Below are 19,610 nucleotides of genomic sequence, written 5' to 3' on the forward strand. Positions count from 1 at the left end.
ATATCAGGAGCATGTAAAATGAACTTCGGGATTGATGCAAATATATCATATCATTGATATATTTATATAAATAAATGGGTTTAAGTAATTCTCAAATAACACGAAATCTTCATTAATCCATTTTGCAAGGGTAGGAGTCTGAGCAATAGCGACGGAATTCTTTCGGAGCAGGGTGCCGCTTTGTTGAGTTCAGTATTTGGCAAGATCGTAATGGTAACGGAAGTGTTGGAGAAGGAGAGATACTTTCTCTATCTCAGGCAGAAGTTTATTCGATCAATCTTTTGGGTGTTGCTGGTACCTCTGAATATACATTTGGTGAGGCGATAACCGTCAATACTGAGGTTTATGCACGTAAAGACGGGGTTCAGATGTCCTTTGTGGACGCTGCCCTTTCTTATTTGCTTGGCAGCAATTCAGCTCCGGACAGTATGTACGTTGGAGACAGTAATGTTGCCAGGGATCCCGTGTGGAGAAGTCTGCTCCAGCCCTTCCGCCCTGGGCCTCAATGGGGCAGTTCGACCATGGACAAAATAATGCAACTTGATCACAATGCGCAATCTCTGGCCGGCACGGGGGCAGTTCAGCGCAATGCCCTGGTGGCATTGATGCGGCAGGACATGGCGTCATTCGGGGCAGGAAATGGCGAAATGGATATGATCAGGGTCAGTGCGGAGCGCACCCCTATGGATATGTTTGGCTGATTGCTCACGCATGTCGCCGGCGCATTCGTGCTGGCAACATATTCTTTGACCAGCGTGTCCCTTGAACGACAAATAGGGCGCTTCCTACCATTGCTATCACGCTCAAGTCGAGATCGCCTTGGGTACTGCAAACGTTTATGGACTGTCAGCACACCGCAAACCCCAACTGTGGAGATTGTGTGGAGACATCCAATCTCCTCTCTCTACCCCCTCAACCAACCCCCGTCGGCGCAATCGCCTGCCCGGTCACCGGATGCGCAAAATGGAACGGCGGCAGCGTCGCCTTGGGCCATTGCTGCGGCATCGGGCGCAATTCGTCCGGTCCGCCAGGATATTCGGGGAAGGTTCCGGGGAAGGGGCGCACCATCAGCGGTTCATCCGGCGCATGGGCCCATCCGGTTTCGTACAGCGCCTGATAGGCGATGCGATAGTTGAACGTCTGGATCTTCCACACCCCGTCCACCTTGCGATATTCGTTTTCATGCACCCCGCCTTCCCAGAACTGGGCCGGCCAATCGGGATATTGATCCTTCACGCTGTCATGCACCGCCACGAACAGCAGGGCATGGAACCGGCCCTTGGCGGTCAGCCCGTCGGGCGCGACATCGATCACGTCCTGCGCCAGCAGATGTTCGAACAGCAACCCGTCACGCGGGCCGCGCACCTGTTCGCCGGCGTAATGATACATCCGGTGCGCCCCGGCGCGGCCGCGGAAGATGCCGTTCAGGAAATACAGCGTGGCATCCTCGGCAAACAAATCCACGATTTCGGGGAACAGCCATTTGTCCATGAAATAGCCATAGGAATGGTGCAGCCGGCGGACGGCATTTTCATCCTGCAGCGCGGTCAGCTCGCGCCGCAATTGCGCGCTTTCCTGCTCCAGCCGGGCGATGCGATCCTCCGCGCTCATGCGGCATTCTCCGCTTCGGCAGCGGCCTGGCGCGCCTCTGCCACCCAGCCGTCGATATCGTCGGGCAGTTCCATGTAACGGCCGGACAGCAGGTCGTAATCGCCGGAAAACAGATCCACGCAGCGCTGGGCGCAGCGATGCAGATCGGCATCGGCATCCTCCCGCCCTTCGCCTTCTTCCAGATATTGCAGCATATGCGGCATGTATTTCTGCGCATCGGGCGAATTGCGCGTGTCGCGGGCCAGCTGGGTGATTACGAAGCCGGGATCGATGGCGAAGATTTTCACCGCCGTATCCTTCAACTCTTCGGCCACCATCGCCACCATCTTGTTCTGCCCGGCCTTGCCCACGCTGTAGGCGGACAGGCCCGGCAGGGTCAGCTGGCTGGCGATGGCGGAGACCAGCACCACCCGGCCGTCATTGCGCTCCACCATTTCGGGCAGGACATTGCGCAGGAACAGATAGGGCGCGCGGATATGCACCGCTTCGGACCGCCACCAATCTTCCGGATCGGTCACCCACAGCGGGCCGAAGGGCCCCGGCACCCCGGCATTGCTGACCAGCCGAGTGATCGGGCCCAGTTCCGCCCGCACTTCGCCCACCGCGCGGGCAACATCGTCCGGGCTGGTGACATCGGCGGTCGCCGCCATCGCCCGGCCGCCCCGGGCCACGATCCCGGCCACCACCTCATCCAGTTCGGCCCGGCTGCGTGACAGCACCGCCACGGCCGCCCCTTCGGCGGCAAACCGTTCGGCGATCGCCCGCCCGAAACCCCGCCCGCCGCCGGTCACCAGCGCAACCTGCCCATCCATCGATCCCATCCTGATCCCTTTTCTTTGTGTTTTGTCGGGGCAGGCTATCATGCGCGCAGGCTGCGCGCCAAATGCGTTCTCATGCGCAGGCAGGGCGTATTACTGCGCAGGTGGGGCGCGGTTATTGCCCGGATATATACCGGCTGGGGGACACGCCGAAGGTGCGCCGGAACATTGCGCTGAAGCTGCTCGGGCTGTCATACCCGACCTCGAACGCGACCTGGGTGATCGAATTGCGCGACGCCAGCAGCGCCATCGCCTCCATCAGCCGGGCCTGCTGCCGCCACATCGCAAAGCCCAGGCCCGTTTCACGCTTGAAAGCACGGGTAAAAGTCCGCCGGCCCATGCCCGCAACCACGGCCCAGTCGTCGATATCGCGCGGGTCGGCCGGCTGGTCCACCAGCGATGAACACACCCGCAGCAGGCGCGGATCGGCGGGCATGGCCAGCTCATGCAGCAGCGCTGGAAGCCTTTGAATTTCATCGAGAAGCAGCGCCACGATATGCCCCGCGCGGCCCTCTGTCGGATAGTCGGCGCCCAGCGTGCCCATCTCCAGGATCAGCGCCCGCAGCAGCGCCGACACCTCGAACACCCGGCATCGCCCGTCATCCACCGCATCAGGTCGCAAATACAATGTCCTGAGCGACACCGCACTGCGGCAGCACACCTCATGCGCCATCCCCGCCGGCAACCACAGCGCCCGCTGCGGCGGCACGACATAGCTCGCCTCCGCCGTGCGCACGGCCATGATTCCGGCACAGGCATAGAGGATTTGCACATGCGCATGGCTGTGCATGGGGTCCATGAATCCAGCAGGATACTCGTCATGCAACGCCACCACAGGGCGATCGCTGACCAGAATCTCGTTGCTGTGCTTCACGGCCTGATCTCGATGATTGGACTTTGAAGCCGGAATTTGGGCCAATCCGGGTGGCCATGGCAAGATGCCACATGCGAATTGGCCTGCCCGGACCGATGATCGACCCGATCGGAGCAATTGCCCCGGGCCTGGCTGCTATGCCTTGGGAGGCCAACAGCGAAGGATGACAGACGTGAAGGACAGCGATGTGGCAAGCGCCGTTGCGCCGATCGATCCGCAAATCGCTGAATTCGCTCGCCGTCTTGCCGCAGCCTACGCCACTTGCGGGCAGCCGGCCTCACTGGCCGAGCGGCGGCAGATGGCCGAATCCGTCCGCCAACCCTGGCGCAGCGGCGGGCCGGTGATGGCCCACACGCAGGATCTGACCATCAACGGCCTGCGCGCCCGGCTCCATCGCCCGCAGCCAGCCACGGATCAGCCATCCCCGGTGATGCTCTATCTGCATGGCGGCGGCTGGGTGCTGTTCAGCATCGACACCCATGATCGGCTCATGCGCGAATACGCCGCCCGCGCCGGCATCGCCGTGCTCGGCATCGACTATAGCCTTGCTCCGGAAGCAAAATTTCCCGTTGCCGTGAACGAAGTGGTGGGTGCGCTGGCCTGGCTGGAGGCGGGGGCGGCCGGGCTCGGGCTCGATCCCACGCAGCTGTTCATCGGTGGGGATTCGGCCGGGGCCAATCTGGCCGTTTCCGCCTGCCTCACCCGCCGCGATAACGGGCAGGCCAGGCTCGCGGGCATGCTGTTGAATTATGGCGCTTTCGATCCGGCTCCGACGGCCAGCTACACGCTGTACGCCGGTGACGATCATACGCTCAATGTGGAAGAAATGGATGCCTTCTGGTCCGCCTATACGGACAGCCCGGCCCAACTGACCGATCCGCTGGTGGCGCCCCTGCTGGCGCAATTGCACGATCTGCCTCCGGCCTTTCTGGCCATTGCGGAACGCGACATTCTGGCCGACAGCAACCACGCCTTCGCCGCGCGTTTGCGGCAGGCGGGCGGGGAGGTTGAGGCCGTGAGCTATGCCGGGGCGACCCACAGTTTTCTCGAAGCGGTCTCGATCGCGCCACTGGCCGCGCGGGCATTGGATGATCAGGCAGCCTGGATCCGGCAGCACTGTACAGCGCCCGCCCATGGCTGACATCCAGCATCAGGCGGCCACCCTGTTGATCGACCGCCACCCGCTCGCCTGGCTGGTCTCGCGGCGCTTCCACGCCAGCCCGCTGCCGCTGCTGGCCGAGCGGGATGAACACGGCCGGCTGCAGGCCCTGTTTGGCCACTGCGCGCGCAGCAACCCGCTGGTCGAGGATTTTGCATCCGATTCCAAGGGGCTGGCGCTGTTCAACGGCCCATCGAGTTACATCTCCCCCCGCTATGTCAGCCGCACGGATTGGGCACCGACCTGGAATTTTGCGGCCCTGCGGGTGGGGGTGGAGGTGGAATTCGTGCCCGCAGAAACCGGCGATGCGGTCCAGCGGCTGCTCGCCCATCTCGAACGGCAATCGCCGGGCCATTGGTCGACGGCGCAACTCGGCGACCGCTACCACCAGATGCTTTCCCACATCATCGCCTTCCGCGCCCATGTCCGCCAGCTCGACCCGCGCTTCAAGCTGGGCCAGGATGAACGGCCCGAGGAATTCCGCGAGATCTGCGACCATTCCCCCGATCCGCAGCTGGTGGAATGGATGCAGGCCTTTGCTGCCGGCCGCCTGCCGGCAACGCTTTGACGTCCTGATCTTTTTCCGGGTGACCATGAACTCCGACCATTCCCCCGCCGCTGGTTCCCTTTGGCCGGATGTGCCCGCACCGCAGGCCCCGCAGCGCGATCACTGGATCAGCCAGCTGGGCCGACGGCGCAACGATCCCTATGACTGGCTGAAATTCGTGCCCGAGGAAGGATCGCGCACGATGGACAATCTGCCACCCGATCTGCGCGCTCATCTGCAGGCGGAAATCGACCACTCGCAGGCCATGCTGCAGGTGCTGGCCCCGCTGGAGGCGCAATTCCACGCCGCCATGCAGGCCCGCGCGCCGGAAATCGACGCACCGCTGCCGATCTCGTCCCACGGCTGGCGCTATGGTTTCCGCCAGACGGCCGATGGCGCCCACCGCGTCTTCACCCGCACCGCGCCCGATGGGGCGGAGCAGGTGCTGTTCGATGAGGCGGAACGGGCGGCCGGCCATGCCTATTACCGGGCGACCGATCACCAGCACAGCCCGGATGACCGCTGGTTCGCCTGGGCAGAGGATCTAATTGGGGATGACCGGCACCGGATTTGCCTGCTGGACATGGACAGTGGGGATATCCGCGTCGTGGTGGCGGCCGATGCCTATGGCTATGGCGGTTTCACCTTCGCGCCATCCTCCCAGCAGCTGTTCTGGATCTGGCGTGATGTGCACAGCCGCCCGACGCGGCTCTATCGCACCGCCCTCGCCGGCGGGCCGGACGTGCTGGTCTATGAGGAGCAGGATCCGGCGATCTTCATGCAGGTGGCGCGCACGGCGGCGGGCAGTTTTGTCGCCCTGACGCTGGCCGGGCCCGACATGTCCGAAGTGCATCTGATCGCCGCCGGGGCCGAAACCGCGCCGCCCCGGATCGTCCGCGCGCGCGAACGTGGCACCAGCTATGCAATCAACGAATGGGCCGGGCAATTGCTGATGCTGACCGATGCCGATGGGGCGATCGATCGCAAGCTGCTGGCGCTCGACGCGGTCAGTTTCGCGGTGACTGGCGAACTCGTCGCGCATCAGGAAGGCCGGCCAATCCTCACCATCCTGCCGTTTGCCGATGCCTTGGTTCGGCTGGAACGCAGCAATGGCCTGCATCGGCTGGTGCTGCGCGATGCCTCCGGGCGGGAAGTGCCGATCGCCTTTGACGATCCCGCCTATGCGCTGTCGTTGATGCCGGGGCAGGAATATGGCGCGCGGCGGTTGCGCATTACCCACCAGACTCCCGCCAGCCCACCGCGCTGGATCGATATCGATCTGCGCACCGGCGCTTGCGAAACGGTCGGCACGGTCCGGCCGCGCAATTTCGCCTCTGCCGATTATCGGGTGGAACGGCTGGAAGCTCGCACCGATGATGGCCGGCTGGTGCCCATCACTTTGTTGTCGCGAGCAGACATGCCGGCCGATCAGCCCGCGCCGCTGCTGCTCAATGGCTATGGCGCCTATGGTTATTCCAGCGAGGCGCAGTTCTCCCTGCCGGCCACCGTGCTGGTGGACGCCGGTTTCCGTTATGCCATCGCCCATGTGCGCGGCGGTTCGGAACGGGGGCGGCGCTGGTTCTTCGAAGGGCGGCGGATGCAGAAGCGCAATTCGATGAGCGATTTCATCGCCTGCGCCCGCCATCTCACCTCCCTTGGCCGCGCGCATGCAGGGGCAATCGTGGCGCAGGGGCGTTCGGCCGGCGGCCTGCTGGTCTGCGGTGCGATGAACATGGAACCCGAATTGTGGGCCGGGGTGATCGCGCAGGTGCCCTTCGTCGACATGCTCAACACCATGAGCGACGCCGATCATCCTTTGGTGCCGCTGTTCCGGCCCGACTGGGGCGATCCGCTCGCCGATCCGGAGGCTTACGACTACATCGCCTCGATCTCTCCCTATGAGAACATCGCCGCCGCGCCCTATCCGCCGCTGCTGACCACGGCCGGGCTGAAGGATGACCGTGTGCCCTATTGGGAACCGGCCAAGCTGGTGGCGAATGTTCGGGCGCTATCGACCAGCCGCAATCCGGCGATCCTGCATCTGGATCCGGACAGCGGCCACCAGTCGAGCGGCGATCAGGACAGCGAATTTGCCGAGGCGGCGCTGCTGTGGGCCTTTGCGAAGCAATGCGTCAGAGCAGGCTGACAGCTTCCTTCATGGTTTCCCGCCGGGCGCGCAGGAAGGATCGCAGCGCGCAGAAGGCTGACAGGCCAAGCGCGGGGATGGCGGTCAGCGTGATCGCGTTGAGCAGGTGGTTGTCCAGCAGATGATCCGACAGCGTGCCCGCGATCAGCGGGCCACTGGCGGAAAACAGCGAGACGACGAAGCTCCAGATAGCAAAGCTGCGCGCGCGCAGCGTTGCCGGGGTCAGATCCTGCAGCATCGTCGGCACCAGCGCATTGGCGGTGCAGGTGGCGAACAGGAACAGGCCGGTGGCCACCAGCGCCTGGTTGACGTGGCCCGCGTGGGTGAGGAACAGCAGGGACGGGATCGCGGCGATCGCCATCACCCCCATGATCAGCGGCCGCGCCGCCATGCCGAACCGGCGCCCGACCATTCGATCCAGCAATCCGGCAATCGGCAGGCAGCCGACGCTGGTGGCCAGCACGATCGTGCCCATGGCTGATCCCAGCGTATCGATGCCCGCGTCGAACCGGCGCTGCAGTGCCAGGGAAATCAGCTGGTTGAGCGCCTGCACCGCGACCAGCAGGCAACCCGCGACGCCAACGAACAGCCCGACCGCCTGCCAGCGTTCACGCAGGAACAGCGTCAGCGAAGGGCGGGTGTCGACGTCGACCGAGTTGACATGGCGCGGGGGATCGAGTGTCAGCAGGCACAGCAGGAACAGCGGCAGCCCGGCCAGCGAAATCAGCAGGAACCCCTTGCGCCAGGCTTCCATGGCGAAGGGGAAAATCTGGTCGGCCGTGGCGATGATGGTGCTGGCGGAATAGAACCCGATGCTCGAACCGATCGCCATCAAGGCGGCAAAACTGAGATTGGCGAGCACCCGGTCGCGCTGCGGCGCCAGATCCGGAATCATCGAATAAACCAGGGGAATCATGGCAAATTCGGTAATCCCGCCGGCCGATCGACTGATGAAGAACAGCGGAAAATTGGGGGCAAAAGCGCTCAGCACCATCATCGCGGTGGAGGCCACGATCAGGCACAGCAGCACCAGCTTGCGCGAAAACCGATCGGCAAAGCGCGACAGCGGAATGGCGACGGCACTGCCGACCAGAATGCCGGCCAGCCCCTGCAGGGCGCCGAGCATCGCATCGCTGACGTCGAAGGTTTTCTGGATGGCGGCCAGCGACAGCGACTGCAGCCCCATGTCGCTCATCTGCGTGCCGCAGGTTATGCCCAGGAAGGCAACGGTGAACAGGGCGCGCGCAGACCAGCGGGCAGGCGCCGCCTCTACCGGAATTTCAGCATTATTGTGATGTGCCGAATCCGAAGTCATCCCGGTTCTCTTTGTTCCAACACGCCCATGCCACACCCGAACCTCGTTTGAATCGCGGCAAGGCTTATTCTGGCGGGCCATATTGCAGTTGATTCAGGCCAACCCCGCCAATGGTATTGCAAGTGATTAGCAATTGCCTTCATGGCGGGCGCATATAGGCGCCCATAGGGACGGGCGATAGAGGGAGTTTGCACATGTTGGTTTTGCGGGGGAAGTTGAATCGCGCGGCGATGCTGATGGCCAGCGTCACCATGATTGTTCCGGGCATGGCCTTGGCGCAGGATGCCGAACCTGCGGAACAGGATGCAGCCCCAACCAGCTTCGAAACGGTGAAGCAGGACGATGGCGCGATCATCGTCACCGCACGCCGTTACGTGCCGCAAGGCGCCATCACCGCCAGCAAGACCAATGTGCCGCTGATCGAAACGCCGCAATCGGTGTCGGTTATTTCGCGTGACCAAATCGATCTGCTCAACTTCGTCGATGTGCAGGAAGCGGTGCGTTACACCGCCGGTGTCGCGGGCGAAAACTACGGCCCGGATCTGCGCTTCGATTTCCTGCGCGTTCGCGGCTTCATCCCCGTCCAGTACATAGACGGGCTGCAGGCGCCGGTCAGCGACACGATCGATAACGTCGGCCTCGATCTCTATGGCTTCGAAGCGATCGATATCCTCAAGGGCTCGTCCAGCGTGCTCTATGGTTCGACCCCGCCGGGCGGGATCTACAACCTCACCAGCCGCCGGCCTTCCTCGCGCTTCGGCGGCGAAGTGCAGGTCAAATATGGCACCGACGATTTCAAGCAGATCGCCGGCACGATCACCGGCCCGCTGACCGACGGGGTGAATGCTCGCGTTACCGGCATGTATCGCGATCGCGATGGCCAGACCGATCATGTCACCGCCCGCCGCGCCTATGTCGCGCCCGCCGTTTCGGTGGATATCACCCCCGATACGAAGCTGACGGCGCTGGGTTATTACCAGTGGGACCGCGTCGAAGGCGATACCAATGGCTTCCTGCCTGCGCTGGGCGTGCTCTATCCCAATCCGGAAGGGGAACTGCCGCGCAGCGTGAACCTGGGTGAACCGGATTACAATTTCTACCGCCGCGAACAGTGGGGCGCAGGCTATGAACTGACCCACCGCTTCTCTTCGGCGCTGCGCTTCACGCAGAACCTGCGTTGGACCGATTACAGCGAATATCAGCAGATCATCTATGCCAACGGTCTGGGTGCCGACAACCGCACGGCTTCGCGGGCGAACTTCCCGTTCGCCGATGACACCCAGCAGTTCACGGTCGACAACCGGTTCGATGCCCGGTTCGCCACCGGCGCGATCGAACATCAGGTGCTGGTTGGCTTCGACTATCGCAACTACCGCGAACAGTCGGCCTTCGCCTTCGCGGCCGCCACGCCGATCGACATTTTCAACCCGGTTTACAGCACTGTACCAATCGTCGCCCCGGCAGTCGCGCCGTTCACCGACGTACGGCTGAAGCAGTACGGCCTCTATGTTCAGGATCAGCTGAAGCTCAGCAACTTCATCCTGACCCTGTCGGGCCGTCAGGACTGGTCCGAAGTGACCGATTACACCAAGACGCCTGATCTTGAGACCAATCAGAACAAGTTCACCTGGCGGGTGGGCGCCACCTATCTGACCGATGCCGGTATTGCGCCCTACATTGCCTATTCGACCTCGTTCCTGATCAATGTCGGCTCGACCGTGGGGGGTGAACGCTTCGTTCCGAGCGAGGGCAAGCAGTGGGAAGCCGGCATCAAATATGACGCGCGCGGCCTGGGGGACGATGTCCGTCTGTTCGCGACGGCGGCTGTGTTCCGGATCGAACAGGACAATCCCCTGCTGACCGATCCGAGCAGCGTTTTCAACGATATCCAGACCGGCCAGATCGTGTCCAAGGGCGTCGAACTGGAAGTCGTGACCCGCATCCAGGAAAAGCTGAGCATTAACGCTTCCTACAGCTACACCGACGCCAAGATCACGCGCACCGAATTCCTGCCCGAACTCGGCGCCCGGCTTGAGGCGACTCCGCAGCATAAGGCATCGCTGTTCGTGGATTACACCCATGACACCGGCGCGCTGGCTGGTTTTGGTGGGGGCTTCGGCGTACGCCACCTCAGCAGCAGCCCGGGCGTGACCCCCACCACCATTCCGGCGGTGCTGTACACCAGCCCGGGCGTGACGCTGTTCGACGCCGCGCTGCATTACGACATTCCGGGCTGGCGCCTGGCGGTGAACGGCAGCAACATCTTCGACAAGCGCTATGCCGGTCGTTGCAACGGCCCGGTCGGCTGCTTCTTCGGCCAGAGCCGCCAGATCATCGCGACGGTGACCAAGCAGTTCTGATTATCGGCTAAACGCAAAAAAGGGGCCGGATGCCAGGCGCATCCGGCCCCTTTTCTTGAGCTTGGGGCTGGCTTAGTCGAGGCCCAGCGTCTCCGCTGCTACCGCTTTCATCCGCTGCGTAACCTCAGGCCTCAGCGAAAAATCGCGTGCCACCTGCTCGTTTTCGCCCAGCGATCGGGGATCCTGCCCGGTCAGCGCGCCGAAGATCACCAGCGTCTGCAAATAATGGCCATAGGGGCTGGCGTGGACATTGTCGGACGTCCACAGGCTGACCGCCTGGTTGCGGGCCGTGTCATAGGGATTGGCGCGGGCGACCCCCTGTTCGATGGCGTTCTTCCACGCCGGGCCGACCGGGATCAGCCTGTCCACCAGCGGGGTCCTGGCCTTCAGATCCGCAAAGGCCGTCGCCATCGCGTCGAAGGCATCGGCCGGGGGCTTGCCATGCCACAGCCCGCTGGGGATGAAGATCTGGTCGGCACGGGCCCAGTTCACCATCAGATGGATGGTGACATCGGGATTGGCGCGTTTCAGCGCCTCGGTGATGCTGTTGATCGACTGGATGGAAATCTTGCTGTCCATCGCCGATCGCGCGTTCAGCAGGCTGTATTCCTGGATCACCACCACGTCCCAGGGTTGCTGAAACACTTCGGGTTTGATCCGGGCGTGCCAGTCCAGATCCACGCCCAGCGATGTTTCCTGATAGACCGCGTAATCCAGCCCAGCCTGCTGGGTAAACAGCTTGAACATGCCGGGCACGCCGCCGGTATCCTGCCGGTTCAGATCGGTCACCCCGGCCGATCCATAGCGTTGGATCTGGGCATAGGAGCCTTGCGTGAAGCTGTTGCCCACGAACAGCACGGCCGGAACGCCGGGGGTGCGCCGATCGACGACTTCGGCCGCGTCGCTGGTACAGGCAGAGCTCAGCAACAGGCCGAACAGCAGGGTCAGGATCAGACGGATATCATATGCTCGCATCATGGCCTGTCGCTCAGGCAAGGCTTTCCTGTCTCACCTGCTGCCGCTGGAAAGACGGCGGCACGATCAGCGCGCGGAACGGGGAACTGCGGATGATCATTCCGGCGGCATAGGACAGGGCAACCAGCAGCAGGGTGATGATCGGGATCAGTATGGTGCTGGATCCGGCGCCGGCAGCGTTCAGATAAGTGTTTATTCCGGTCGCCTTCACCAGCCCGCTCAGGATGGCGATGCCGAACAGATGGAAGATATAGACCGGCAGGGTGAAGCGCCCGACGGCGGAAACGACCCGGCCGGGCAGCGTATCGAAATTGAGCGCTCCCAGGAACTGGGCGGACACCCACAGCGCCAGCGGGGCAATGACCAGCTTCGATATCTTGGCGTCGACGCCGTAATTGACCATGGCAACCGCGATGATCAGATAGGCCAGCCCGCCGGACAGGGCCTTGGTCAGATTGGCGGAACCGATCACCCGCTTCCACGGATCGCGCAGATACATGCCCAGGAAAAACCAGATGGCATTTGACGCAACCGATTCCAGCATCACCATCGCCAGCGGCGGAGACAGCAGGCCCTGGGTCGCGGCCAGGATCGGCTCGTAAGCCCACGCCAGGGCAAAGGCCGGCACCAGCACCCAGACGGCGTTCTTGCCGAAGGCGCGGTGGAGCAGCCAGGCCAGCAGATAGAGCAGCGGCAGCGCCCAGATGTACCAGAAGGCCGTCGGCAGAAACAGGCTGGCCAGATAGCCGAGCGGATCGGGCGCCGGATGCCCGCCGCGCAGAGCAGGGTGCAGCGTGCGCAGCAGATAGGCCGCCGTCCAGAACAGATAGATGAAATAGAGACCGAAAATCTTGGGGTAAGACGCCGTCAGCGGTTTCCTGAGCGCGGAAAAGGCCAGGAAGCCGGATACGAAAAAGAACAGCGGCATCCGTAACGGGGTGAAGATGGCGCTGAATTCGTGCCAGAACACGAAGGATTCCGGGTGGATATCGGTGTTGAACCAGCCAGATACATGCAGCAGCACGACCAGCAGGATCGAAAACCCCTTGGCAGCGTCGATCCAGCCCAGTCTGGCTGGCGCGGCAAGGCCATCGGCCTTCGCCGCAAAGATACCCTCAGCTTTGTCCAAGATTGCGGCCCCGTCGCAGCTACCCGTAGGCGGGTGGGCTAGCAGTCGGTTCTTCGCACCTGCAACCAAAGCCGGGTGAACCGGTCTGTGCGTGCGATGTTACGATTATGAACAGGGTTAATGCGGACCGTTTCGACGCAGGATAGCCGCAGGTTCCCCTCGCTGCGTCGAACAGCACGCACATGTCCGCCTTGACACTAAAGTCAACTTAAATAGTAGAGAATAGCGTCACATCACGGCGCATGGGGCGGGACATGGCAAAAACAAGGCGCAATTTCCTCAAGCTGGCCGGGGCGTCGGCAACGATCGCCTCCTTCGGCGGGTTTTCCACCCTATCGGCTCTTGCCGCCCCGGCGCCCCGGGTGCTGGTCGATTGGCACAGCCATTATCTGTCCGATGCGGAACTGAATTTCCTGGCCGCGCGCAACACTGCACCCCGCCTGTTGCGGGCCGCAGATGGCACGGCGCAGATCGACAATGTGGCGACCGCATCCGGCGCAGGTTTGGCCTTCAATGGCGTTGCACGGTCGAACGTGGAAACACGGCTGCAGCAATTGGACGCTCATAGGATCCAGCGGCAATTGCTGTCCCAGACCATTCCGCTCGGCTTCGATGCCACGCTCTCGATCGAGGATCAGCGCGCGCTCTATCGCGCCTATAATGACGAACTGGCGCATGTGGTGCGCAGCCATCCCGATCGGTTCCTGGCGGTCGCCGCGCTCCCTTCGGCCGATCCGCGATGGGCGGCCGAGGAACTGCGCCGCGCGCATCAGGATCTGGGCTTCATCGGCGGCTCGCTGCCGCTCAATGCCTTCATCTCGCTCAAATCCGCGCGTACCCTGGCGCCCCTGTTCGAACAGGCGCAGAAACTGAACAGCCATTTCCTGATCCATCGTGGCCCGGCCAGCAGCCTGCTGCCGGATCAGCCCGCGGTAATCATTCCCGAAGACACCGGCTTTGCCCGCTGGGGCCTGATCAACGGCTATCATCTCACGGCGGGCGGCATCACCCTGGGGCTGACCGATTTCCTCGATCCCTATCCCGATGTCAGTGTGGAGATCGTGATGCTGGCCGGCTATCTGCCGCATCTGCTCGACACCTGGATCGCGGCCGGGCGCGACAATGGCATTGCCGATCCGCTGGCCCGCTTGCGCCGGCTCTATCTCGATACCGGGCCCTACAGCCGCAATGGCGAATGGGTGGTCCAGGCCGTGCGCAAGCTGGGCGCGGACCGGATCCTGTTCGGCACCGATTACGGCGTCGGCGGGGGAGAGAAGGGGGATATCGGCCCCTCCATCACCACGCTGGACGTGGCCCTGACCCAGGAAGAACGGCGCCGCGTCTATGTCGAAAACAGCCGCGATCTGCTCCGGGCCAAGGGCGTCAGCGTCTGATCATTCTGGCGTCCATGCCGCAGCGGCGCGGAAGAAGGCGCGGCTTTCCGCGTCGGCCTCCGTCCCGCCAGGCGGGAAATGGCTCAGCTTGACGATTACGGTGCGGGTTGGCGGATCGATATAGACGAACTGCCCCTGCAGCCCGATTGCGGCATAGGCATCGCTGCCCGGCATGGTCCACCATTGCAGCCCATATCCGCCATCTTCGCCTTCCGTTACGGCGGGTGCGCTGGCGCCGGCGACCCATTCGCTGCTGACGATCCTGCGGCCATCGGCCACGCCCTGATCCAGCATCATCTGACCGAAGCGGGCCCAGTCCCGCAGCGTGGCATTGAAGCCCGCGCCGCTGAATTCGCGGCCCACGCCCGGCGCGCCATCCATGATGTAATATCCGTCGGCCTCCGCCCCCAGCGGTTCCCACAATTTGCGCGCGGTATAGGCCGCGACGCTGCCGCCGCTGACCCGTTCGATCAGCCAGCCGAGCACGGCGGTGTCCAGCGTCTTGTAGGCGAATTCCTGCCCCGGCGGATGGGCGCGCGGGATGGTGCGTGCGGCATCGGCAAAGCGGGCGTTGTTCTTCACCAGCGCGGCAATGTGGTTGCGCGCGGCGGCGCCGGGATTGGCGAAATCATAGCGTTCGGGATAATCCACCCCGGATCGCATCTGCAGGATCTGCCGGATGGTGGTGCCGTCATAGCCCCCGCCGCGCAATTCGGGCAGATAGCGGGTGATTGGATCGTCGAGCGACTGGATCAGCCCATCGGCAAGGGCTGTGCCCACCAGGGTCGAGGTGATCGATTTGGTCATCGACCAGCCCATGAAACGGGTGCTGGCATCGCTGCCGTTGTAATAGTTTTCGGACAGGATGCGCCCGTCCTTCATCACCAGCAGCGCATTGGTATAGCTGCGCGCGGCGAAGTCATCGGCCGCGTGACGCTGGCCCTTGAATTCATAGCTGAAATCCAGCGCATGATCGGCGCGGGGCAGATGCCATGGCGTGCCCGCCGCGCCCACGGTGCGGGTGGTGAACAGCTGATCCATATTGCGGAACGTCAGCGTGCTGACCCCGTCATCCAGCATGTGCCAGCGCAGCACCTGCACGGCCACCGGCACACCCGATGCCGCCCCGTTTTCCAGCGGTGGGGGCAATTGCTGCTGCGCCGAAAGCGGCGTGGCTGCGCCCAGCAACGCCAGAACAGCGCCCAAGCGCGCCGCATGCCTGAAAACCGATGGCCGCATTATCCATCCCCCTGCCAACTCGCCCGCTATGGCGGTGCAGGCGGACTATGGCGCAATCCGCAGATTTCGCAATCAGGGCAGATCAGCCGCGCGGGCTGGCTTTTTCCGCGTCGAACACCAGCAGGATCAGCCAGCACAGCGCCAGCACCGCCAGGCCGGACAGCACCCAGGGGTGGCCGATCCAGACGGCCGACCAGTCGAACTTGCCGCTGTTGATTTTCTTGATGTGGTTGAAATTCTGACTGACGCCGACAACCACGCCGAACAGCCCGACCACCGTGGTAATATAGCGGCACAGCAGCGCGTTATAGCATTTCAGCAGCAGGATGATGGATGTCACGCCCAGGGCAAAACGCTGCACCCGGCAATAGGGGCAGGGGTGGACCAGCCCGGCGACATCCACCGCCAGCGTGAACAGCACGATGGCCAACACCGCCCCGCCAACCAGCCGGCGGTTGAGCAAACTCGATCCGATCAGGTCCAAGGCCTGTTTCATGGCATGTGCCCCCTTCACACGGCCAGACCCGATCCTGATGCCGGCCGATGGGAGGCAATGCTATGCCATGTGCCCCGGTTGTGACAGCGCAATCGGCGACGGTTTCGGGCAAATATGCGTTGGTTTTGCGGCACAGTTGGAGAGATCGGGCCTGCGCGGCTGGCCATGCGCCGTTCTACTGGCTAGATCGCCGGCTTGCGACCCGAAGGACCAGCAATGACCGACAACAGCGCCGATGATTACGTCTATGACGAGGTTTCGGGCGAATGGCTGCCCGCCGCAGAGGCCGCGTCGCGGGCGGTGGCGGCGGATGCGGTCGAGGTGCGCGATGCCGTCGGCAATCTGCTGGCCGATGGCGACAGCGTCATCACGGTCAAGGATCTGAAGGTCAAAGGGGCGGGGCAGACCCTGCGCAAGGGCACGGTGATCCGGTCGATCCGGCTGACCGGCGATGCGCAGGAAATCGACTGCCGCTATGAAGGGATCAAGGGGCTGGTGCTGCGGGCCGAATTCGTCCGCAAGCACTGATCCCCTTAGCCAACACCCCTCAGCCAAATACCAGCGCGCGGTGCGCCGATGTGCCGGCGGTCACGCCATCGGCCACCGCCCAGCTGACACTGTGCGGCGCGCGGGCGATGTCTCCGGCCGCGTAAAGCCCCGGCACGCGGGTCATCTTGCCGGCATCGGTCAGGATCAGCGGCCCCATCGGCCCGTCCTCCACCTCGGCCCCCAGCCGTTCGGCCAGCGGGCTGGAAAGGCAGGAACGCGGCGCCACATAAAGCGCCGACAGATCGATCTGCCGCCCGTCCTGCAGCGCCAGGGCAGACAGATTTTTCCCTTCGCCGATCAGCCGATCGACCGGGCCTGGCTCGACCGCAACCCCGCGCGCGGCCAGTTCCGCCGCCTCTTCCCCGATCAGCGTCGCGCCATTCAGGAACAGCGTCACCGGCCCCCATTCGGTGATCAGGCTGGCCTGATGCACGGACATGGCGGTGCGATAGAGCACGCCGAGCGGCTGATCGCTGAATTCGATGCCGTGGCAATAGGGGCAGTGGAGCACGCTGGTGCCCCAGCGTTCCTGCACGCCGGGCAGATCGGGCAATTCGTCACGCAGCCCGAAGGCCAGGATCAGCTTGCGGGCGGCGATCTCCTCCCCATCGGCCAGGGTGACGGCAAAGCCCTCGCCATCAGCACGGGCGTCCGCCTGGCTCTCGATGATCTCCACCGTCGGATAGGCAAGCAATTGCGCGCGCGCCGTTTCCAGGATCCGGCGCGGATCGCTGCCATCATGGCCGAGGAAGCCATGCGAGGCTGCGGCGAAGCGGTTGCGCGGGCGGCCGGCATCGATCACCCGCACCCGGCGGCGCGCGCGGGCAAGATAGGTCGCGGCGGCCAAGCCGGCGAAGCTGCCGCCGATGATGATGGCATCAGTGCTCATAAACAGTCTCCATATCGAAAGTCCGGCCCGTGGCGGCGAAGCGGGCGTGGAAATCGGCGCTCAGCTGCGCCAGCGTGACCTCGGCAAAGCGCTGCAGCAGCAGCGCCTCGGCCGCGTCGAACGCCTGGCCCAGCGCGGCATTGACCGCCTGTTCGACCAGGCAACCGGGCGCGTCGGTGCGGTTGCTCATCGCCAGAATGCCGGGCTGGCCCAAGGCATCGTAAATGTCGCGCAGGGTGATGGTGGTGAAATCGCAGGCCAGTGTCCAGCCGCCGCCATGGCCCTTTTCCGACCGGACAAGGCCCTGATCGCGCAGCCCGGCCATGATGCGGCGGATGACCACGGGGTTGGTGTCCATGGCGCGGGCCAGCACATCGGACGTCAACGGCCCGGAATGTTCGCCCATATGCAGCAGGACGTGGAGCACGCCCGAAAGTCGGCTGTCGCGTTTCATGTAACTTTACATGATGCGTGATTTCGGCGCTGTCAAGGCTGCCTCACGCATTGGCGATCAGTCTGCCCTGTAAGCCAGGCAGATTCCGTCCGGATAGGCAAAGCGCGGATCGGTGGCGAAACGCTGATCGGTCAGCCCATGCAGAAAGGCGATGATGTCCTGCCGCTCTCGCTCCTGCGTCAGGACATTTCCGGGCAGCACGCGGGCATGTCGGGCAATCGCCTCGCCCATGCTCTCGACGCTGCCATCATGCCAATAGGGGCCAGTCAGTGCGACATTGCGCAGCGACGGCGTGCGATAGCGGCCGCGATCGCTGGCCTGGCCGGTGGCATGGGCCAGCCCCGTATCGGTCATGGCAGCAGCCGGATCCTCCAGTGCGTGAAACTGCCGGTCGGTGAAATCCTGCCCGGCATGGCAGGACGCGCAATGCGCGCCGAACAGCGCCTCGCCCCGTTTGGCCTCCGCCGTCAGCGCGCCGGCATCACCGCGCTGCCGGCGATCGACGGGGCTGTCGAAAGACAGCAGCGTGCGCTGGAATGCTGCCAAGGCCTTGGCCACCGCTGGCGTATCCACCCTGCCGCCGGTTTCGGGGAAGGCGGCCAGGAACATCGCGCGGTAACATCCATCGGCAGACAGCCTGCGGGCCAGCTCCGCATCCTGCCCCAGCATGCCCATTTCCACCGGATCATCGCCAAACACCGGCACCATCGCCTGCTGCTCCAGCGTGGTGAGACGCGTGTCGCCCCAGGTCAGCGGGCTGAGATAGCTGACGTTGGCCAGCCCCTGCACATTGCGCCGCCCGGCATCGCCATGAACGCCGGGCCTTGTGCGAGTGCTGTCGGCAAATCCGCGCCGCTGGTTGTGGCAATTGGAACAGGCCATGGTGCCATCGATCGACAGATCGGCATCGTAAAACAGCCGCCGGCCCAGATCGACCTTGGCCTGGCTCATCGGATTGTCCGCCGGCACCGGGGGCGGGGCGATCCCTTCGGGCAGATCCCATTGCCAGGCAGATGGCTGCGGGGCGGCAGGGCGTGCAGCCGCCGTGGCCACCACCCCGGCAGCCAGCGCGATCAGGATCAGGCTGGCCCGGTTCATTCTGCCTGGCTTACGGAAGGCGGTCGATCAGCACTGCCATCTGCGCCTGGCCATTGGCCGCGATCAGCAGCGTATGTGTGCCGGGCGTCAGCGCGAATTCGACCATCTTGCGGATGCCGCTGCACTCCGGACCATGGCCGAACTTGCCCGACTGGACCCGCTCATTCGCGGGCGACAGCACATCGATCCACGCCGCCGAACCGATCGCCACGCGATAGGTGCCAGCCTCCGCCACATCGAAGCGGAACAGCCCGCCGAAGCTGACCGACCCACCGGGCCGTTCGGGGCGCACCGGATATTCCACCTCTGCCGTGCGGATCAGCGTGGCATCGGCGGCCTGTCCCAGCGCCAGCTGCGCCGCATCCAGCCCTGCGGCATCCTTCGCCGCAGTCAGCGGCTGCGGGGCGTTCCACCCGGCCAGATCCGCTGGCAATTCCACGCTCGCCCCGGCCGGGCAGGCATGCTCAGCCGCAGCCTGCTGGGCAGAAACCGGCACGGCCAGAGCGGCCAAGCCGGCGCAGGCGATCAACAGGGCAGGGCGCATCAGGGTCTCCGGC

Annotated in this window: 19 protein-coding genes; 7 read left to right on the plus strand and 12 right to left on the minus strand. The window is 63.9% G+C overall.

The annotated features are described in order from the left end of the window. Nucleotides 1–281 precede the first annotated feature (281 nt). Nucleotides 282–701: a hypothetical protein gene (locus GRI97_RS16670; protein WP_161392352.1), complete on the plus strand. Its 420-nt coding sequence runs from the start codon at nt 282–284 to the stop codon at nt 699–701. 211 nt (nt 702–912) lie between these two features. Here the strand turns inward: GRI97_RS16670 and GRI97_RS16675 are convergent, their stop codons facing one another. The 3 genes from GRI97_RS16675 to GRI97_RS16685 all read right to left on the minus strand — a co-directional run bounded on the left by GRI97_RS16675 (nt 913) and on the right by GRI97_RS16685 (nt 3,303). Further along, a complete protein-coding gene (locus GRI97_RS16675) occupies nt 913–1,611 on the minus strand; it encodes a nuclear transport factor 2 family protein (RefSeq protein WP_161392353.1) in 699 nt (232 codons plus the stop codon). Next, nucleotides 1,608–2,423: an SDR family NAD(P)-dependent oxidoreductase gene (locus GRI97_RS16680; protein ID WP_161392354.1), complete on the minus strand. Its 816-nt coding sequence runs from the start codon at nt 2,421–2,423 to the stop codon at nt 1,608–1,610. Before GRI97_RS16680 ends, GRI97_RS16675 begins: the two co-directional genes overlap by 4 nt. A gap of 121 nt (nt 2,424–2,544) precedes the next feature. Next, a complete protein-coding gene (locus GRI97_RS16685; RefSeq protein ID WP_161392355.1) occupies nt 2,545–3,303 on the minus strand; it encodes an AraC family transcriptional regulator in 759 nt (252 codons plus the stop codon). A gap of 172 nt (nt 3,304–3,475) precedes the next feature. Here GRI97_RS16685 and GRI97_RS16690 point away from each other — a divergent pair, with 172 nt between their 5' ends. The 3 genes from GRI97_RS16690 to GRI97_RS16700 all read left to right on the plus strand — a co-directional run bounded on the left by GRI97_RS16690 (nt 3,476) and on the right by GRI97_RS16700 (nt 7,155). Further along, complete coding sequence (locus GRI97_RS16690; protein WP_328598586.1) at nt 3,476–4,444, plus strand: alpha/beta hydrolase; 969 nt, start codon at nt 3,476–3,478, stop codon at nt 4,442–4,444. Then, nucleotides 4,437–5,030 (plus strand): FMN-binding negative transcriptional regulator, encoded by a 594-nt coding sequence (locus tag GRI97_RS16695; protein ID WP_161392357.1) that lies wholly within the window; start codon nt 4,437–4,439, stop codon nt 5,028–5,030. The genes GRI97_RS16690 and GRI97_RS16695 overlap by 8 nt, the downstream gene beginning before the upstream one ends. 70 nt (nt 5,031–5,100) lie before the next feature. Next, on the plus strand, nt 5,101–7,155 hold the full coding sequence (locus tag GRI97_RS16700; RefSeq protein ID WP_202392823.1) for a S9 family peptidase: 2,055 nt from the start codon (nt 5,101–5,103) through the stop codon (nt 7,153–7,155). On the opposite strand, the gene GRI97_RS16705 is transcribed toward GRI97_RS16700, so the two are convergent. Continuing rightward, nucleotides 7,142–8,470, minus strand: a complete 1,329-nt coding sequence (locus GRI97_RS16705; RefSeq protein ID WP_161392359.1) for an MFS transporter — start codon at nt 8,468–8,470, stop codon at nt 7,142–7,144. The genes GRI97_RS16700 and GRI97_RS16705 overlap by 14 nt on opposite strands. A gap of 194 nt (nt 8,471–8,664) precedes the next feature. Between GRI97_RS16705 and GRI97_RS16710 the strand changes: the two genes are divergently transcribed. Next, nucleotides 8,665–10,830 (plus strand): TonB-dependent siderophore receptor, encoded by a 2,166-nt coding sequence (locus GRI97_RS16710; RefSeq protein ID WP_161392360.1) that lies wholly within the window; start codon nt 8,665–8,667, stop codon nt 10,828–10,830. A 72-nt stretch (nt 10,831–10,902) separates the two neighbouring features. Here GRI97_RS16710 and GRI97_RS16715 read toward each other — a convergent pair whose 3' ends face one another. Next, nucleotides 10,903–11,808, minus strand: a complete 906-nt coding sequence (locus GRI97_RS16715; RefSeq protein ID WP_161392361.1) for a PEP-CTERM sorting domain-containing protein — start codon at nt 11,806–11,808, stop codon at nt 10,903–10,905. Between the two features lie 10 nt (nt 11,809–11,818). Further along, nucleotides 11,819–12,934, minus strand: a complete 1,116-nt coding sequence (locus GRI97_RS16720; RefSeq protein ID WP_161392362.1) for an acyltransferase family protein — start codon at nt 12,932–12,934, stop codon at nt 11,819–11,821. Between the two features lie 254 nt (nt 12,935–13,188). Here GRI97_RS16720 and GRI97_RS16725 point away from each other — a divergent pair, with 254 nt between their 5' ends. Continuing rightward, entirely contained in the window at nt 13,189–14,328 is a 1,140-nt protein-coding gene (locus GRI97_RS16725) for an amidohydrolase family protein (RefSeq protein WP_161392363.1), read from the plus strand. Here the strand turns inward: GRI97_RS16725 and GRI97_RS16730 are convergent, their stop codons facing one another. After that, nucleotides 14,329–15,534, minus strand: coding sequence for a serine hydrolase domain-containing protein (locus GRI97_RS16730; protein WP_235917916.1), 1,206 nt, complete (start codon nt 15,532–15,534; stop codon nt 14,329–14,331). Nucleotides 15,535–15,649: 115 nt separating this feature from the next. Further along, nucleotides 15,650–16,063 carry a disulfide bond formation protein B gene (locus tag GRI97_RS16735; RefSeq protein ID WP_161392365.1) on the minus strand — a complete coding sequence of 138 codons (414 nt, stop codon included), beginning with the start codon at nt 16,061–16,063 and terminating at the stop codon, nt 15,650–15,652. Between the two features lie 216 nt (nt 16,064–16,279). Here GRI97_RS16735 and GRI97_RS16740 point away from each other — a divergent pair, with 216 nt between their 5' ends. Next, entirely contained in the window at nt 16,280–16,591 is a 312-nt protein-coding gene (locus GRI97_RS16740; RefSeq protein WP_161392366.1) for an alkylphosphonate utilization protein, read from the plus strand. A 19-nt stretch (nt 16,592–16,610) separates the two neighbouring features. On the opposite strand, the gene GRI97_RS16745 is transcribed toward GRI97_RS16740, so the two are convergent. From GRI97_RS16745 to GRI97_RS16760, 4 genes are read right to left on the minus strand one after another with little or no spacing between them, the layout of a single operon-like run. Next, nucleotides 16,611–17,501, minus strand: a complete 891-nt coding sequence (locus tag GRI97_RS16745; protein WP_161392367.1) for an NAD(P)/FAD-dependent oxidoreductase — start codon at nt 17,499–17,501, stop codon at nt 16,611–16,613. Continuing rightward, nucleotides 17,491–17,955 carry an Rrf2 family transcriptional regulator gene (locus GRI97_RS16750; RefSeq protein ID WP_161392368.1) on the minus strand — a complete coding sequence of 155 codons (465 nt, stop codon included), beginning with the start codon at nt 17,953–17,955 and terminating at the stop codon, nt 17,491–17,493. The genes GRI97_RS16745 and GRI97_RS16750 overlap by 11 nt, the downstream gene beginning before the upstream one ends. Before the next feature lie 57 nt (nt 17,956–18,012). Further along, the gene (locus tag GRI97_RS16755; RefSeq protein WP_161392369.1) at nt 18,013–19,053 is read right to left on the minus strand and encodes a cytochrome-c peroxidase; all 1,041 of its coding nucleotides are present in this window, start codon (nt 19,051–19,053) and stop codon (nt 18,013–18,015) included. Between the two features lie 10 nt (nt 19,054–19,063). Beyond that, the gene (locus GRI97_RS16760) at nt 19,064–19,597 is read right to left on the minus strand and encodes a hypothetical protein (RefSeq protein WP_161392370.1); all 534 of its coding nucleotides are present in this window, start codon (nt 19,595–19,597) and stop codon (nt 19,064–19,066) included. Between the last annotated feature and the right edge of the window lie 13 nt (nt 19,598–19,610).

It is taken from the genome of Croceibacterium xixiisoli (genome assembly GCF_009827305.1).
Lineage (GTDB): Bacteria > Pseudomonadota > Alphaproteobacteria > Sphingomonadales > Sphingomonadaceae > Croceibacterium_C > Croceibacterium_C xixiisoli.

What these genes read in the sequence shown, in the direction of transcription:
- GRI97_RS16675 (WP_161392353.1), bottom strand. Translation starts at nt 1,611, where the DNA reads ATGAGCGCGGAGGATCGCATCGCCCGGCTGGAGCAGGAAAGCGCGCAA.
- GRI97_RS16680 (WP_161392354.1), bottom strand. Translation starts at nt 2,423, where the DNA reads ATGGATGGGCAGGTTGCGCTGGTGACCGGCGGCGGGCGGGGTTTCGGG.
- GRI97_RS16695 (WP_161392357.1), top strand. Translation starts at nt 4,437, where the DNA reads ATGGCTGACATCCAGCATCAGGCGGCCACCCTGTTGATCGACCGCCAC.
- GRI97_RS16705 (WP_161392359.1), bottom strand. Translation starts at nt 8,470, where the DNA reads ATGACTTCGGATTCGGCACATCACAATAATGCTGAAATTCCGGTAGAG.
- GRI97_RS16710 (WP_161392360.1), top strand. Translation starts at nt 8,665, where the DNA reads ATGTTGGTTTTGCGGGGGAAGTTGAATCGCGCGGCGATGCTGATGGCC.
- GRI97_RS16715 (WP_161392361.1), bottom strand. Translation starts at nt 11,808, where the DNA reads ATGATGCGAGCATATGATATCCGTCTGATCCTGACCCTGCTGTTCGGC.
- GRI97_RS16725 (WP_161392363.1), top strand. Translation starts at nt 13,189, where the DNA reads ATGGCAAAAACAAGGCGCAATTTCCTCAAGCTGGCCGGGGCGTCGGCA.
- GRI97_RS16735 (WP_161392365.1), bottom strand. Translation starts at nt 16,063, where the DNA reads ATGAAACAGGCCTTGGACCTGATCGGATCGAGTTTGCTCAACCGCCGG.
- GRI97_RS16740 (WP_161392366.1), top strand. Translation starts at nt 16,280, where the DNA reads ATGACCGACAACAGCGCCGATGATTACGTCTATGACGAGGTTTCGGGC.
- GRI97_RS16745 (WP_161392367.1), bottom strand. Translation starts at nt 17,501, where the DNA reads ATGAGCACTGATGCCATCATCATCGGCGGCAGCTTCGCCGGCTTGGCC.
- GRI97_RS16750 (WP_161392368.1), bottom strand. Translation starts at nt 17,955, where the DNA reads ATGAAACGCGACAGCCGACTTTCGGGCGTGCTCCACGTCCTGCTGCAT.
- GRI97_RS16755 (WP_161392369.1), bottom strand. Translation starts at nt 19,053, where the DNA reads ATGAACCGGGCCAGCCTGATCCTGATCGCGCTGGCTGCCGGGGTGGTG.
- GRI97_RS16760 (WP_161392370.1), bottom strand. Translation starts at nt 19,597, where the DNA reads ATGCGCCCTGCCCTGTTGATCGCCTGCGCCGGCTTGGCCGCTCTGGCC.